General features: G+C 33.3%; 16 protein-coding genes. 7 read left to right on the top strand and 9 right to left on the bottom strand.

The window, feature by feature from the left end:
• Positions 1-107: 107 nt before the first annotated feature.
• Positions 108-638 (top strand): regulatory protein RecX, encoded by a 531-nt coding sequence (locus AC2H4K_RS08765; protein WP_493742327.1) that lies wholly within the window; start codon positions 108-110, stop codon positions 636-638.
• Positions 639-779: 141 nt separating this feature from the next.
• Here AC2H4K_RS08765 and AC2H4K_RS08770 read toward each other — a convergent pair whose 3' ends face one another.
• The 6 genes from AC2H4K_RS08770 to AC2H4K_RS08795 all read right to left on the bottom strand — a co-directional run bounded on the left by AC2H4K_RS08770 (position 780) and on the right by AC2H4K_RS08795 (position 7060).
• A complete protein-coding gene (locus tag AC2H4K_RS08770; protein ID WP_281139280.1) occupies positions 780-1265 on the bottom strand; it encodes a DUF6646 family protein in 486 nt (161 codons plus the stop codon).
• A gap of 40 nt (positions 1266-1305) precedes the next feature.
• Positions 1306-2166 (bottom strand): cupin-like domain-containing protein, encoded by an 861-nt coding sequence (locus AC2H4K_RS08775; protein WP_281139279.1) that lies wholly within the window; start codon positions 2164-2166, stop codon positions 1306-1308.
• A 112-nt stretch (positions 2167-2278) separates the two neighbouring features.
• Entirely contained in the window at positions 2279-2755 is a 477-nt protein-coding gene (locus AC2H4K_RS08780; protein ID WP_281139278.1) for a hypothetical protein, read from the bottom strand.
• Positions 2756-2767: 12 nt separating this feature from the next.
• Entirely contained in the window at positions 2768-4195 is a 1428-nt protein-coding gene (locus tag AC2H4K_RS08785; protein WP_281139277.1) for a flotillin family protein, read from the bottom strand.
• A 52-nt stretch (positions 4196-4247) separates the two neighbouring features.
• The gene (locus tag AC2H4K_RS08790; protein WP_348634886.1) at positions 4248-4934 is read right to left on the bottom strand and encodes a hypothetical protein; all 687 of its coding nucleotides are present in this window, start codon (positions 4932-4934) and stop codon (positions 4248-4250) included.
• A gap of 305 nt (positions 4935-5239) precedes the next feature.
• Positions 5240-7060 (bottom strand): TonB-dependent receptor, encoded by a 1821-nt coding sequence (locus AC2H4K_RS08795; RefSeq protein ID WP_281139276.1) that lies wholly within the window; start codon positions 7058-7060, stop codon positions 5240-5242.
• A gap of 70 nt (positions 7061-7130) precedes the next feature.
• On the opposite strand from AC2H4K_RS08795, the gene AC2H4K_RS08800 reads away from it, so the two are divergent.
• On the top strand, positions 7131-8627 hold the full coding sequence (locus AC2H4K_RS08800) for an aminotransferase-like domain-containing protein (protein ID WP_281139275.1): 1497 nt from the start codon (positions 7131-7133) through the stop codon (positions 8625-8627).
• On the opposite strand, the gene AC2H4K_RS08805 is transcribed toward AC2H4K_RS08800, so the two are convergent.
• Positions 8617-9033, bottom strand: coding sequence for a putative signal transducing protein (locus AC2H4K_RS08805; RefSeq protein WP_281139274.1), 417 nt, complete (start codon positions 9031-9033; stop codon positions 8617-8619). The two genes, AC2H4K_RS08800 and AC2H4K_RS08805, sit on opposite strands and share 11 nt — an antisense overlap.
• Positions 9034-9149: 116 nt before the next feature.
• On the opposite strand from AC2H4K_RS08805, the gene AC2H4K_RS08810 reads away from it, so the two are divergent.
• The 5 genes from AC2H4K_RS08810 to AC2H4K_RS08830 all read left to right on the top strand — a co-directional run bounded on the left by AC2H4K_RS08810 (position 9150) and on the right by AC2H4K_RS08830 (position 12656).
• Complete coding sequence (locus AC2H4K_RS08810) at positions 9150-9665, top strand: DUF2975 domain-containing protein (RefSeq protein ID WP_281139273.1); 516 nt, start codon at positions 9150-9152, stop codon at positions 9663-9665.
• Between the two features lie 2 nt (positions 9666-9667).
• Positions 9668-10477 (top strand): DUF2975 domain-containing protein, encoded by an 810-nt coding sequence (locus AC2H4K_RS08815; RefSeq protein WP_281139272.1) that lies wholly within the window; start codon positions 9668-9670, stop codon positions 10475-10477.
• A 2-nt stretch (positions 10478-10479) separates the two neighbouring features.
• Positions 10480-10686, top strand: coding sequence for a helix-turn-helix domain-containing protein (locus AC2H4K_RS08820; protein WP_281139271.1), 207 nt, complete (start codon positions 10480-10482; stop codon positions 10684-10686).
• 75 nt (positions 10687-10761) lie between these two features.
• A complete protein-coding gene (locus AC2H4K_RS08825; RefSeq protein ID WP_281139270.1) occupies positions 10762-12018 on the top strand; it encodes a Y-family DNA polymerase in 1257 nt (418 codons plus the stop codon).
• A 197-nt stretch (positions 12019-12215) separates the two neighbouring features.
• Positions 12216-12656: a LexA family protein gene (locus AC2H4K_RS08830; protein WP_281139269.1), complete on the top strand. Its 441-nt coding sequence runs from the start codon at positions 12216-12218 to the stop codon at positions 12654-12656.
• Between the two features lie 3 nt (positions 12657-12659).
• Here AC2H4K_RS08830 and AC2H4K_RS08835 read toward each other — a convergent pair whose 3' ends face one another.
• Both AC2H4K_RS08835 and AC2H4K_RS08840 read right to left on the bottom strand, forming a co-directional pair.
• Positions 12660-13673, bottom strand: coding sequence for a carboxypeptidase-like regulatory domain-containing protein (locus AC2H4K_RS08835; protein WP_281139268.1), 1014 nt, complete (start codon positions 13671-13673; stop codon positions 12660-12662).
• Entirely contained in the window at positions 13663-15492 is a 1830-nt protein-coding gene (locus AC2H4K_RS08840) for a GNAT family N-acyltransferase (RefSeq protein WP_281139267.1), read from the bottom strand. Before AC2H4K_RS08840 ends, AC2H4K_RS08835 begins: the two co-directional genes overlap by 11 nt.
• Positions 15493-15502: the final 10 nt, after the last annotated feature.

Raw genomic sequence — 15502 nt, forward strand, 5'->3', positions numbered from 1 at the left:
CAACTGTATCTCAGTGGGTTGAAAGATATGGATTTATTAAGAAATTGTTATGCTTTATTGAGAAAAACCCTACGAAATTCAGATTCCGACGATTAACTACAATTGCTATGAAAATTAGCTGTAATAAGGCTTATGCTAATGCCTTAGCAATTTGTATTTTTGACCTAGTGGAAAACAATAAAACATATACCGTTGATGAGGCTCAAAAAAAGCTAGAAAACTATTGTGCCTACCAAGAACGTTGTCATAAAGAGGTTAGGGATAAGCTAAAAACCATGAAGATGATTCCACAAGCTATTGATGCTATTATGGTGCATCTTATTCAAGAGAATTATCTCAACGAAGAACGCTTTGCTAAAGCTTTTGTCAATGGAAAATTCAGAATAAAAAAATGGGGTAAAAATCGATTAGTACGAGAACTAAAATTTCGAGATATTTCTAAATATAGTATCGATGTGGCACTAAAGGAAATTGACTTGGATGATTATTACAAAACCTTAGATGAATTGACTCAAAAACGAATTGATCAAGTCAAAGAAAAGAACATCTATAAAAAGAAAAAAAAGGTAGCCGACTATCTATTATACAGAGGTTGGGAAAGTCATTTAGTGTACGAAAAGCTTAATGAATATTTATAAAAAAGCCTTTTCAGATATAAGAAAAGGCTTTTTTTATTTTGTTATGCTGAATCTTTGATTTCAGCATCTCATTTTTGTAGTGTCTCAGGTTCTGAAACAACACTTCGACAAGCTCAGTGTGACAGTTCAGAATGACAGTAGTTACAAGTTAAAACTCGCACCAATATTAAAAGTGAATTGATTGTAAAATAAATCTACATTATCATCATATTTTGCTAGCGGAAAAGCTGCTTCAGCATATAATCCAAAACCACTAGAGAAGAAATAGCGTGTACCTACATGACCTCCAAAGTTCTTTAAGCTAAGGCTTAAACCAGGATACACATCAAAATTTTCATCAATATTAATAACGTTTCCTAAGTTGGCATTGAAACGCGCTTTAAGATCAAAACGATCTCCAAAATCGGTTAGATCTGCTATTACATCATCAACACCTAAAGCGTAGGAAGACGATAAACCTACAGAGATATTTTCTCCTAATCCGTAATCGTAAGTAAGATTAAGACCTGTAGCCTCATCTTGAAAGTTAGCACCAACCTGAAACTTTTGATCTCCTTTTCCATTAAATGCCTGAGCATTTACAAAACCAGCAGCCAATAATGCTACGATAACTATAAGTTTTTTCATGTATTTTTCTTGTTTTTTTAACTAGGACAAATATACAAATTTAGGCATAAGGCCTAGTTTTGGTAATGGCTTTTTCGTTTTTCCAGTCAATCCATTTTTGCCCTTTTATACGACGCATAAGGTTGTCGTAATTTCGCATTAAGAAGATGTTATACAGAGCTTTACCTAAGTTTTTTGGATTACGTGCTATAGCTCTTAAACTCATAGAAAATCCAGGAGTTATATAGCGCATATAATGCCAATAGCCTTCAGGCATGTAGAGCACTTCGCCATGATTAAGATCGCAAACCCAACCTTTGGCATGCTTTAATGCTGGCCATTTTTCAAAATCTGGATTGGCAAAGTCAATATCTTCTCGTGTAATTAAAGAATGTGGTACTTTGTATAAATATTTGTTCTGTTTTTGATCGAAAAGAATGACTTGCTTTTTACCTTCAAAATGAAAATGAAAGATGTTAGCCAAATCAATGTCATAATGCATAAAAGTGTACGAATCTCTACCACCAAAAAATAGCATTGGTAAACCTTTCATTAGGCGTAATCCGAAATCTGGATAGCTAAAATCTTTTTGAAGTTGAGGGACTTCTTTTAGAATATTCCAAAGAAAAATCCTGAATTTAGTAGGTTCGCGTTTCAGCAAATCTATGTAGTCGCTCATTTTCATTTTGGCATGAGCTTCATTAAACCCTTCTTTGTAATCTACAGGTCTATCATCGTAAAGCGGAACCGTTTTGTCACCAGCGACCTCTTTCATATATTCTAAACTCCATTTAGAATAGGCAGGCCAATCTTCAATAAAACACTCAATAACCACAGGTTTTTGTGGTTTGAAATAATTTTTGATAAAATCTTCTTTCGTGATAGTTTTTACACGAGGTATGTCTTGAAGGTCTAGTTGCAAGGGTTAAAACTTTAAAGTGTCAAAGTTAAGAAAACGTTACCAAACGGAATTTCATTGTATGATAAATTTAACTAATGAAGCTTTTGGTAAAGACTATGATGACTGTACTTTTTTAAAGCCATTCTGATTCTTTTTTTGTAGCATCAAGAATATCAATATCTAAATGTAAAGCAACTTCCTTTGCAATTTTAAAGGCATCGTCGCTTTTTTCACTTTCATAGATTTCTAATTTTCTATTGGTGTTGTAAAATAAATTAACTTTTATGGATGTGTTAGTAACAACAGTACTAGCTGTAGATACCCAAACTCTTGAAGTTTGAGTTGTTTTAAATACAGAAACATATTCAATATCTGGTAAGTCTTCCCATTTTCCGAATTTAAAATTTAGAATCCCATAAATGTTTCTATATTTTTTGGTTTCAAAATCTATCTCAATTCCGTCATATTTAAAAAAGAATAGACTACTGAATATAAATATAATACCTAAAATGTTTCCTGACAGGGCAGAAAGGATACCAAAGAAAAGAAGACCAGCACCATAAAGGCGCTTTAACTTGGGTGCTGGTCTTTTGTAAGTTATTTTGTTCAATTGAAAAATAAATTATTCTTTAGACTTCTCAATTTCAGCATCGTCAGCTTCAATTTCTTTCTTGTCTTTACCTTTGAGGTACTCAGGTAAATCCATACCAGCCATATTAAACATTTCTTGTAATGGTGGCACAGCTTTGTACATTCCAGAAATAAAGTTAGATGTTGAAGACTTACCATCTTTATTTCCACCATTTTCCCAAACAGTTACTTTATCTATTTTTATATTTTTAATGGCTTCTGCTTGTGTTTTTACTAATTCAGGCAATTTATCGGCAATTAATAATAAGACAGCATCTTTAGAATTATTGCCAGCTGCTTTTACGATTTCATCTAAACCAGCTGCTTGTTTGGTCAATACTTCGTAAAGGCCTTTTGCTTCCGCTTGTGCTTTAAATAGAATAGCATCTGCTTCACCTTTTGCACGTCTTCTTATACGCTCAGCTTCTGCTTCGGCATCAATTTCAGCTTTACGTTTAGCAATTTCTGTTGGTACAATAACATCTGCCATTTGGGACGAACGTTCACGTTCAGCTCTAGCATTTTCAGCTTGTTGCTCTGCTGCATAAGACTCTTCTAAGGCTTTTGCTGCTTGTACTTTTTCTGAAGCTATAGCCACACGCTCAGCTTCAGCTTCGCGTTGACGACGTAAGGAGTCAGAATTGGCAACCGATATTTTAGCAGTGTTTTCTCCCTCAACTGCTTTGGCATTAGCCGCAGCTACTTGAGAACGTTCATCTTGTTTTGCATTTGCTTCACCAATAGAACCATCTCTAGTTTTCTCAGCCACCGACTTACGAGCAGCGTTAATAGCATGTGCTGCAGCTTCTTTACCTAAAGCTTCAATATATCCAGATTCATCAACAATATCAGTAATATTTACGTTGATTAATTTAAGACCTACTTTCTTTAATTCGGTCTCAACACTTTGAGAAATATTTGTCAGAAATTTATCTCGGTCGTTATTGATTTCTTCAATATCCATAGAAGCCACAACTAAACGTAACTGACCAAAAATAATTTCTTTAGCTAACTCTTGAATATCTGGTAAACCTAAACCTAATAAACGCTCTGCAGCATTTTGCATTACACCAGGTTCTGTTGAAACACCAATAGTAAAGCGTGATGGAACATTTACACGAATATTTTGTTTAGATAATGCATTAACTAGATTCACCTCAATAGAAATTGGTGTTAAATCCAGATATTCATAGTCTTGAATCACAGGTAAAATAAAGGCAGCACCACCATGGATACATTTGGCAGATTGACCACCACCAACCTTACCATAAACGACTAAAATACGGTCAGAAGGACAGCGTTTATAGCGTTTTATAAGAATAATTAGAGTGAGAACAATAAAGAGTGCGATAAATATAAATAGCATAGGACCACCTATACTTTCCATATTAAAATTTTCTTGAATAGAGAGTAAGTTCATTTAATGTGGTTTTAATGGTTAATAGATTGTTGTGAGTTTTGAAATATAAATTTTATTCATTGTCAATTAAGTAGCCTTTCCCTTCTCCTAATTCTTTTTTAGGAATCACCGTGGCTTCAATAGCCTTTCGAGTTTGGTCTACAATTAGAATACCATTAGAAGTTACGTCAATAACCTTAATAACAGTACCTGATTTTAATTCGGTTAGTGAGTCAGTTAGTGCATCTAGCTCTCGGATAGTTCCCTGAACATTAACGCTCACTTTTCCAATTTTAGAACGATCTGCACCTATAGTTAAGTAAACTTCACCAACAGCATCAATTGCGTTTTTGTAGTTGAGTGTCCCACTATCTGAAAGTTTACTGATAAAATAGAATAGAGATGCCATTACAACCATCATTAGTAGTCCTGAGATTATGGAAATAACTATAGTAACAGGTGTAGACAAGCCAGCGTCTATACAAGCAATACCACTCCACCCAAATATGGTAAAAAAGCCAACTAGATTCTTGAAAGAAATAAATTGAAAGCCAGCGCCAACATCAGAATCGAGATCTGCATCAATATCTCCAATATCATCTGCGTCACCACCTACAAATGCCATAACCATTACGATTGCAAAAATTATAGAGCCTGTAATAGCAACTATCCAATATACTTTTGGTAAAAAATCTAAATTTGAAAACCATTCAGCCATAGGAATGTAAGATTTAAATGAATTAATAAATATAAGAATCATTGTAAGATTATTCTATCTTATTTTTGAAAGTTTTCGATAAAGCTTGGCCATCATAAAAACTTATAAGTCTTGGAAATTTTGAGAACTTTTTTGGATTGTAAATTATCCAATGTTCGGAAATATCAACAACAATTTTAGATGGTTAGTCTTAGCGATTTATACCCCTCTTTTTGAGCTCTAAAAGTTTAAAATAAAATACTACTTTCAATAATATTAGTAGCTTGAGGGCAGATTTTGTTACAATAGAAACAAAAAAATCCTGTCAGTTAGGACAGGATTTATAGTTAGATATGTAGTTTTTCTATTTACTTAAACGTATATCGTAAACCAAACAACACATTACTTGGAGGCATTGGTATAAAACCAGATTCAATATAGTCGGTATTAAAAATATTGTTTGCTGTTACTGTAAATTCAGCTTGTTTAAATCTTACAGCAATTGAAGCATCCCAAACATTATAGGTTTGTCCTGTGGTGCGCTCGGCATATTTGTAAATTATATTCTGACTTACATTTTTAAACAACTGTGTGCTTAAACGTGTAATGTATTGGTGTTTTAATGTGTTTAGTGAATAACGCGATAATGCTTCGTTCTGATCTAAAATATTATCATCTAAATAGGAATACCCAAAAGATACGTTTTGTCTGTAGTTATAGATGTTGAAATTATAGTTAGCATCAAACTCAAAGCCTTTTGTATTAACTTCCGTAATATTAGTTGCTGTAAATGCATCTTCAGAAACATCAGCTCTTATAAAATCAATTAAGTTTTTGGCATCTCTATTAAAAACCGCTACACTTGCCGATAGTCTTGATGAATTATATTTAAGACCAAGCTCTTGAGCAAAAGCTTCTTCTGGTTCTAGATTTTCATTACCGTTGGTAACAGGATCGTTATAAAACAAATCTGTATAAGTAGGTACTCTGTAAGTGTAACCAACATTACCATAAATTTTGAAATTATCCGTTAAATCGTAGCCAATATCTACACCAGGAAAGGCATGAAATTTAAAATCTGAAAAGTAGGTTAAGGCCACACCTGGTGTAATATCTAATTTCTCATTTAGCAAACTGAAACGATGTTCTAAAAAGACGTTGCTCATAAAGCGATTGCGGTTGCCTAAATTATTACTTCGTAAATAAATTTTAGACATGTCGATACCAAAACCAGTAACACCAAATTTTGAAGTATAAGACGTATTGATTTCAGTACCAATCTTATCAGAAATATGAACGTTTCTGTAAAAAGCAGGATCATCCCGTCTTAGCAGAAAGATATCTTGGTTACGTTTCCAATACACACGCGGTTTAATCTTAAAATTATTTTTTCTGAAGGTTGTTGAAAAAGCGATTAAACTGTTCTGCGTTTCTTCGTACTCATGAAAAGTTGGATTATTTGTGTAGAAATTTTCGGCACCAAATTTTCGATCCATAAACGTGGTAATCATTTCTATGGCTTGCGACTTTTTATTGAAAATACTCTTTAAAACATAATTAGAATTTTCATAATCGGTATTGGTTCTATAGCCTTCAGAAGTCATTTTACCCACATGAATAATGTGCGATGAATTTTCTAAATCTACACCAGCTGTAACGTTAGCATTAAGTTGGCCAAAAGAACCCGTTTCGGCATTAACAGAAACGGAATCATCTAACTGCTTTTTAGTTATGATATTTATTGCTCCATTAAAGGCGTTTTGTCCAAACACTCTTGCCGCAGGACCTTTAATGATTTCGATACGTTCGATGACTTCAAGAGGTAAAGCTGCATTTAGAGTATGATGGCCCGTTTGTGCATCATCCATTTTTATACCATCAATAAGTAATAAAGTTTGATCAAAACCACCACCTCTAATATGTAAATCGGCTTGACTTCCACCAGTACCACGACGTCTAATATCTATGCCAGCGACTTGTTGTAATAAATCTGGAAGGTTTATTGCAGCACTGTTTTTAATGTCAGAGCTAGTAATAATAGTGATAGTTCTCGAGTTTTTTTTGAATGGTAAATCAATTCGTGTTGAGGTTAAGGTTACCGAATCGAGCTCTTGTTTTTGAACTTCTTGAGCATTCACACAGAGTATAGTAAAAAAAGTAAATGAGAAAAGCGTGAGTTTATTTATCATTACAGGGTTAATTTTAACACTGCAAAAGTCGTAACTTTCCGGACGATTAAAATAGTCCACTTTTAAAACAATGAATAGTCCGGTTAACAATACTCTAAAGCAACTTGTTTCAATAGATAAAACTATTGTGCAACCTGTATATGTCCAAGTAGCGCAACAATTGGTTAATGGTATTCAGCGTGGCTTTTTAACTAAAGGAAGTAAATTGCCTGGGACACGAACACTGAGTGATTTGCTAGGTGTTCATCGTAATACTGCCGTAGCTATTTATGACGAATTGGCTTCTCAAGGTTGGGTAGAAATTGTGCCTAATAAAGGTACTTTTGTATTAGTGCCAGAACAAGGTACAGCAAAAATTAAGGCAACATCGCAACAGCTAAATCAGGCGTATAACTATCCTAAAACTGCGGGCTTTCCTTTTATAAAATCATTTCATCTTGCTTCAACAGCAGAAGAAACTCAAGCCACATACATCATTAATGATGGTAAACCCGATTTGCGTTTGCATCCGACGCATCAATTTTCAAGATGGTATAGTGCAGCTATGAAGCGTAAACCGCTTATTCAAAAATGGAATAGAACATCTACAGTAACACCTTCTATTTTTAAAACACAACTCTGTAATTACCTAAATGCCACACGCGGATTTCATATCACACCAAACAATCTTATCAGTACACGAAGTACAGAAATGAGTCTTTTTATTGTCTCTCAACTTTTAATTAAACAAGATGATGTAGTGTTGGTAGGTCAGTTAAGTCACTATGCATCCAATACTATTTTTCAGGAAGCTGGTGCCAGAATACGTACTATTCCTGTAGATGAAGATGGATTGGATATTGAGTACATCAAAACACATTTTATAAAAAAAAGCATTCGTTGTGTTTATGTTAGTGCGCATAGACATTACCCAACCACAAAAACGTTGAGTGCTGAAAGACGCCTAAAGCTTTTAGAATTGGCAAAAGACTATGGCTTTGCCATTATTGAAGACGATTATGATTATGATTTTCAGTATGAAGGTTCTGCAATGTTGCCCATGGCAACTGCCGACACCAATGGTATGGTAATTTATTTAGGAAAGATGGGGCAATCGTTATTCCCAAGTTTTCAAACAGGATTTGTTGTAGCGCCTGAAAATTTAATTTCAGAAGCTAATAATTATTTGACATTACTAGATGAACAAGGCGATTTAATACAAGAACAAATGCTTTCTGAGCTTATCCATGAAGGTGAAATTTATAGGTTGCTTAAAAAGAATATTATGACGTATAAAAAGCGTCGGAATACGCTATGTAAATTATTAAAGCAATATTTTAAAGAGGCTATTGAATTTGAAAAGCCATCTGGTGGTTTGGCAATTTGGTTAAATTTTAATAAAACAATTTCATTGGTAAAGTTGGCAGAGCAAGCCGAAAGGCAAGATGTTTTTTTACCAAAAACAATTCTGTATCAAGATAAGAATACCTGTGCCATAAGATTTGGATTTGGACATTTGAATGAAGACGAACTTGAGATTGTTATATCTAAATTGAAGAGCGCTTATGATGACATTATTAATCTTTAACATCAACAACAGTGTTACAATCCTCACATTTATATTCGTAGCGCGCACTAAAGGGTAGTGTGCCAAAAAGAATACCAATGATAAAATGAAAAAAGGACTTAAAGCTATTAATTGTAGAATATAAGCTCACATTGCCGCTGCCACAATTAGAGCAAATAATAGTATTGCCATTGTCATCCAAAGCATAAGACGAAATTGATTTAAGGATGTCTTTTGCCTTAGCCTCATCTTCTGCCAATACGTTCAATTTTATACCACCAATGGCATTACTGACTAAAGGATCGGTATCTATGGTAATGTTATCTTTTAAAAACACTTTAATGCCTTCAGCCTCAAGACGACCTTTTATGATTTCGGCTTCAGAAGAGTAGGTGTAACGTGCTATGGTGGAAAATGTGTTTTGCATAGATCAAATATAGCCAATATTCAACGTAAATAAATTTGTTATATAGTGATGAATTTTTATTAAAATTATTGTTTTTCGATAATTTTTATATATTTGTTATCGTTTAACAATAATTAATGAAGATGAGAAAATTAAATATTTTAAAAAGTTTGGTTGATTTTGTATGGATTGTGACCTGCATACCTTTAATTGGTTTATTGCTCTTTTTTAGTGTTTTTATATTTTTAGATACAGAAGTTATAGACTTTATTTTTGAAGTAGATGATGCTCCTTTAGATGCATCAATGTTTTCGGCTCAAATTTTTATACTCTTGGGTGTTGGCTTATCGTTTTTAGGAATTTATTGTTTTTATTTATTTAGAAAAACATTACGATATTTTCAAAGAGTAAAACCATTTCATATTGATGTTATTGACAACTTTAATAGAATAGGACTTCTGTTAACCATTATTGGGATTTCTGGAGCTGTACTTCATTTTTTGGCACAATTGATTCTCACAAGTCAGTTTAAGGTTTATGTTGGTATTTCACCTCAAATTATGATTACATGCTTGGGTCTATTTTTTATGGTACTAAGCGAAGTTTTTAAAATTGCTAAAGCAGCAAAAGAAGAAAATGAATTAACTGTTTAATTATGAATTTTAAATCTGTTCTCATACATCCATTATATTGGTTTTTTAATATTTCATTTTATTTTCTAATTCTATGGCTGATTGTTTCATTTGCATCTGATATTTTTACTGATGACGGAAAGTTTGGTAGATTTTCTTCAGGTAACCATCATAATATAGGCTACCAATTACCTGTAAAATTCTCGATTAGTCCTAAAGAGCCATTATATAACAACGAACTTTATAAATTAGAAAAGGAGGTTTATAATAAATCAGGTTATAAATATTCTGTAGGAAAATCTGAATACTTAAAGGCTATAAATTCAAAAGATTCAATAAATCATAAATCTATAGTAAGTATACATAATAATAGTACAATAGATTATTATAATCTTACTTCGACATCATTTGTTAGTGATGGATATATTACGGTAGACCCAAAAACTTTAAGTAATAAAATAGTTATAATTTTTAGATCATATCTAGGTTTTTTGCTATTAATAATTGTGTTCTTTTTTTTAAAGAAAATATTTAAACTGTTAATTGAAAATTTTAAATTTTCTCAAAGACTTTATAAGAATGTAAATATTGTTGGTTTATTATTGATAGGCCACACCTTATTAAAGTCGCTCGCTAACTTTTATTTAGGTAAGAACTTCCAATATGCTAGTATTAAGCCAATAAAAAATAATATAAATTATGTAGCTATATCTATGAACCCACGCTTGGATTTTGAGTTTACGTTATTTTTATTAGGTTGTGTACTACTTATCTTAAGTACTTTACTGTATAAAGGGAGTCAAATACAGGAAGAAAACGAATTAACGATTTAATTATGCCAATAGTAGTTAACCTAGATATCATGCTGGCTAAACGTGGTATGAAAAGCAACGAACTTGCTGAAATCATTGGTATTACCACAGCTAATCTTTCCATCCTAAAAACTGGAAAAGCTAAAGCCATCCGATTTTCAACTTTAGAAGCTATCTGTAAAGCATTAGAATGTCAGCCAAGCGATATTTTAGAGTATGTAGAGGACTAAAATAAAAGTGTTAAATAATACTTAGACCTGTTAGGTTTTCAAAACCCAACAGGTCTTTTTTATATCTTTACATCTATGTATGCACTTGTAGATTGTAATAACTTTTATACCTCCTGCGAACGGGTTTTTAATCCTAGTTTAAACGGTAAACCTGTTGCTATACTTAGTAATAATGACGGTTGTGTTATTTCTATGAGTGATGAGGCAAAAGCTTTGGATTTACCTTTTGGGGCACCAATTTTTAAGTGGGAAGGTTTTTGTAAAGCGAATAACATTAAGGTGTTTTCATCTAATTATCCATTGTATGGTGATATGAGTAGCCGTGTAATGAAGATTTTAGAACAGTTTACTCCAGATGTTGAGGTGTATAGTATTGACGAAGCCTTTTTACAATTCAAGGGTTTTAAGGATTATAATTTTGAAGATTATGGTAACCTCATCCGAAAGCGAATTTTAAAATGGACAGGTATACCAACTTGTGTAGGTATTGCACCAACAAAAGCACTAAGTAAGGTCGCCAATAAAATAGCACGAAAGTTTCCCGAACAAACCAAAGGAGTCTATGTTATAGATTCAGAAAGTTCTAGAATCAAAGCTTTAAAATGGATGAAACTCGAAAATGTTTGGGGTATTGGCAGAGGACTTCAAAAACGGTTAAATGCCAAAGGCTGTAAAACGGCATACGATTTTACACAATTGGATGATGAGTGGGTAAGACAAACATTTTCTATTACCGAATGGAAACTCAAAAAAGATTTAGAAGGTATTCCAAAGATAGAATTAGACGAGCCAACTCGTAAGAGAGCCATTGCCACAACAAGAAGCTTCGATTATACTTACGATGATATCAACTATATAAAAGAAAGGGTTTCTACCTTTGCAACAAGTTGTGCCGAAAAGTTACGGAGACAAGGTTCTAGTTGCCATATGGTTATTGTATCTTTAAGTAGTAACAGACATAAAAAAGAAGAGGAGCAGCATAGAGCAAGTACAATTATAAATTTTCCGTATCCTACAGATTCTTCTTTAATCATTAGCAAAGAAGCTACCAGAGCGGTAGATGCTATTTATAAAAAAGGTATTAAGTATAAAAGGGCAGGAGTGATTGTTACAGGTTTGGTGCCAACAGACAATTATCAGCTAGATATGTTTGAAAGCGAAGACCCAAAGCATAAACCTTTAATGTCTGCCATAGATAAGATTAATAAAAAGTTTAAAGGAGACAAAATTAAGATAGGGAATCAGGATTTAGAACGCACTTGGAAAATGCGGCAAGAGCGCTTATCTCCAAGATATACAACTAATATCAATGATATTATTAAGATAAAATAGAATTGTCAGGCTGAGCGCAGTCGAAGCCATTATTTAGCAATAAAATAAAGGTTACGGTCATTCCTGCGAAGGCAGGAATCCAGAAACAGAAAAATAAAATAATAAAAGAAATTCCTGCCACAGTTTATCTTAGGCGTAGCCGAAAGGCAGGAATTAAAACATTCAAGTTTTTTATATAAAAAAACGGATTAATAACTATGAAAACACTGCAATCTCAAAACTTAACATTTTTTATTCCAGAACCCATTGAAGATGCTGGTGTAAATTTCTTTGACACAGGAATTTCGGCTGGATTTCCATCTCCTGCAGATGATTTTAAGGAACAACGATTGTCTTTAGATGATGAATTAGTAAAGAATAAAGAAGCTACATTTTATGCTAGAGTAAGCGGACAATCTATGATTGGTGCAGGTTTAGATGATAATGATTTGTTGGTGATAGATCGAAGTCTTGAGCCCGAAAATAACAGAATAGCAGTTTGCTTTTTGGATGGTGAATTTACGGTAAAACGTCTAAGAGTAGAAAAGGGTGAAGTATGGTTACAACCCGAAAATCCTGATTACCCAATTATAAAAATCACCGAAGACAATGATTTTGTTATTTGGGGAATCGTAACTAATGTTGTAAAAAAAGTGTGATATCTATTCTTCTTTAATCCCATAATCCGAAGGTAAGGAGTCTCCTAAACGTTGACTTCCTAGAGCTCCACTAAAGTAGACTCCAACAATAGGTGAGTAGTTTCCAAAACGGTCTAAAACAAAGTGGTCTACCTTTATTTGTATCTCAGATTGAATATCCTTATCGTATAGAATAGAAACTTTATCTTCTAGACTTACCTTTTTTAATGTAGTCTCTTCTATAGTTTCAATTTTAAAATACTCCCATTCATTTACTCTGAATTTTCCGTGAAAAATCCAATAACCATTTTCTTCTAAAGATTTGTTGTAAAGGGACCTTAAAAAATGCTGAACCGAGCCTTGGTAAGCTTTCTCTCTATTTTTTTCAGCTTTATTTTCCTTAAAATCTTCAATGTTTTTGTAGAAAGACGTACCAAAATAAGACACAGAGTTTACAGTAAAACTATTGCTTTTAGGATTTACATATCTAAACGATACCTCAAAATCTATAAGGTCAAACGACACATTATACTGTAACGCTTTATTTATAATCTCAATTGGTGCTTTAGCGCTAGCGTAAAGGGCTTTGTTGCGTTTGTCGTATCTTAAAATAATATCGTCTTCATTTTGGATTTCGCATGATTTGGCAAACTTGGAAGTTCCTAGAAATTCTTTTCTAAAAAGTTTTAGTTTTTGTTTTCGAGTTAAGCCATCATCATACTCAAGGTAGACTTCATCAAGCTCATTTTTAGCTTCAATAAGTTCAACTGTTATGTCATTTTTTGATCTAAAGTCTGAGATTAAAACTTTTTCATAACCCAGATAAGAAATTACGAGTGTAGACTGTACGGCATCCGTATAGGTAATAGAAAATTCACCTTTTTCGTTGGTGGTGGTACCGATGGTTGTATTGTCAAAATAAACGGAAACGGTTTCTATGGGTTCTTGCGTGGCTTTATCAACGACCGTTCCGGTTAGTGTTTGGGAAAAACTAAGTGATGGAAGTATTAAAAATAGGATCCAAAATTTAGCTCTCATTGCCTTCCATAAATTTACGTTCAAGCTCCGCCTGAAACTCTTCCATTACAGGTCGGACAGTGCTTTCAGGAAGATCTGCAATCTTTATATACATCAATCCATCCACTGCATTATTAAACAAAGGATCTACATTAAAAGCTACAAGTTTAGCATTTTGCTTAATGTACTTTTTTAGTAGCACAGGTAGTCGTAATGCTCCTGGCTCTACCTCGTCAATAATTTTGTCAAACTTGTTAAGGTCGGCTTCGGTTTCATCGAATACAAACTCTTTATCAGCATCTTTAAGTTTTACCTTAAACTCCTTTTTAGGGTGAACATACTGAGCGACATAAGGATCGTAATAGTGCGATTTCATAAACTCAATCATCAAACTTTTAGAAAAGTTAGAGAACTGGTTGCTTATGCTTACTCCACCAATTAAATATTTGTGTTCAGGATAACGAAGCGTTGTGTGCACAATACCTTTCCAAAGTAAAAATAAAGGCATTGGTTTTTGCTGATATTCTTTAATGATGAAAGCTCTTCCCATTTCTATGGAATTACTCATCATACGGTATAATTCTGGTTCAAAACGGAATAAATCCTGAAGATAAAAACCATCTATACCATAGCGCTCAAAAATTTGAGAACCTAAGCCCATTCGGTAGGCACCTGCAATAATGTTTTTTTCATTATCCCATAAAAACATATGGTGATAATAAGTGTCAAAACTATCTAAATCAATAGCTTCATTAGTGCCTTCTCCAACTTCTCTAAAGGTAATTTCTCTAAGCCTACCAAGCTCTCTGAGTATATTTGGTATGTCTTTTGCCGAAGCCAAGAAGACCTCATAATTTTTGCTAATAAGTAATCTACAATCATTTTCCCTAAGATTTTCGACCTCTTTGATCATTAGCTTAGAATCGATTGGAGTCACAATACGTTTTGGTAGTCTAGGTGACTTTACAGTAGATTTTATATTCTCGAAAATTTTAGGCTTATCCTCAAAAGAATTTGCCAACATATATGTTTTTCGTCTCAAAAATTCTGAAAAAGCAGGAAGGCTTTCAAATTCTTTTTGATCTTTTACAGAAATAGGTCTACCAATTCTAACTCTAATTACACGACGCTTTTGCGTAAGAAGTTCTGAAGGTAATTTAGCGGTTCTGAGCGTATCACTTATTTTAGATAGTCTGTAAAAAAGACGACTGTTTTTAGCATGGAAATAAATAGGAACCACAGGAACATCTGCTTTTTGAATCAACTTCATAGCAGCTTCTTCCCACTCTTTATCTACAACTAGCTTACCGTCTCTATAAGTTGAAACTTCACCAGCAGGAAAAACACCGAGCGGATGCCCTTCTTTTAAATGCATAATAGCATTTTTAAAACCCATGACACTGCTTTTTACGTCCTTTCGGTCTTCAAAAGGATTTACAGGCATAATATAAGGTTTCAGAGGTTCTATTCTATGCAGTAAGAAATTGGCGATGATCTTAAAATCATCACGCTGTTCTAGCATTAGCTTTAAGAGTAAAATACCATCTATTCCTCCCAAAGGATGATTAGACACTGTAATAAAAGGACCTTCCTTAGGAAGACGATTGATATCTTTTTCTGGAATTTCAAATTTAATCTGAAATTCATCTAAAATACCATCTAGAAATTCTAGATTACTTAGATGTTTATTACGGTTATATATTCGGTTTAATGTTGATATTTTTAATACCTTCATTAAAATCCAACCCAAAAACGTACCTAAGAAACCATACTTATCAGCGTTAATCGCTTTTGAAACTTCTTTTGCAGTAACTAATCCAGTATTAGATGTTTTCCCCATAAAACAAATG

The organism is Winogradskyella sp. 266wxhm (genome assembly GCF_058964685.1).

Coding starts and splice junctions, on each gene's coding strand:
- AC2H4K_RS08765 (WP_493742327.1), top strand. CDS start 108: ATGAAAATTAGCTGTAATAAGGCTTATGCTAATGCCTTAGCAATTTGT.
- AC2H4K_RS08770 (WP_281139280.1), bottom strand. CDS start 1,265: ATGAAAAAACTTATAGTTATCGTAGCATTATTGGCTGCTGGTTTTGTA.
- AC2H4K_RS08785 (WP_281139277.1), bottom strand. CDS start 4,195: ATGAACTTACTCTCTATTCAAGAAAATTTTAATATGGAAAGTATAGGT.
- AC2H4K_RS08790 (WP_348634886.1), bottom strand. CDS start 4,934: ATGATTCTTATATTTATTAATTCATTTAAATCTTACATTCCTATGGCT.
- AC2H4K_RS08795 (WP_281139276.1), bottom strand. CDS start 7,060: ATGATAAATAAACTCACGCTTTTCTCATTTACTTTTTTTACTATACTC.
- AC2H4K_RS08800 (WP_281139275.1), top strand. CDS start 7,131: ATGAATAGTCCGGTTAACAATACTCTAAAGCAACTTGTTTCAATAGAT.
- AC2H4K_RS08805 (WP_281139274.1), bottom strand. CDS start 9,033: ATGCAAAACACATTTTCCACCATAGCACGTTACACCTACTCTTCTGAA.
- AC2H4K_RS08810 (WP_281139273.1), top strand. CDS start 9,150: ATGAAGATGAGAAAATTAAATATTTTAAAAAGTTTGGTTGATTTTGTA.
- AC2H4K_RS08815 (WP_281139272.1), top strand. CDS start 9,668: ATGAATTTTAAATCTGTTCTCATACATCCATTATATTGGTTTTTTAAT.
- AC2H4K_RS08820 (WP_281139271.1), top strand. CDS start 10,480: ATGCCAATAGTAGTTAACCTAGATATCATGCTGGCTAAACGTGGTATG.
- AC2H4K_RS08825 (WP_281139270.1), top strand. CDS start 10,762: ATGTATGCACTTGTAGATTGTAATAACTTTTATACCTCCTGCGAACGG.
- AC2H4K_RS08830 (WP_281139269.1), top strand. CDS start 12,216: ATGAAAACACTGCAATCTCAAAACTTAACATTTTTTATTCCAGAACCC.
- AC2H4K_RS08835 (WP_281139268.1), bottom strand. CDS start 13,673: ATGAGAGCTAAATTTTGGATCCTATTTTTAATACTTCCATCACTTAGT.
- AC2H4K_RS08840 (WP_281139267.1), bottom strand. CDS start 15,492: ATGGGGAAAACATCTAATACTGGATTAGTTACTGCAAAAGAAGTTTCA.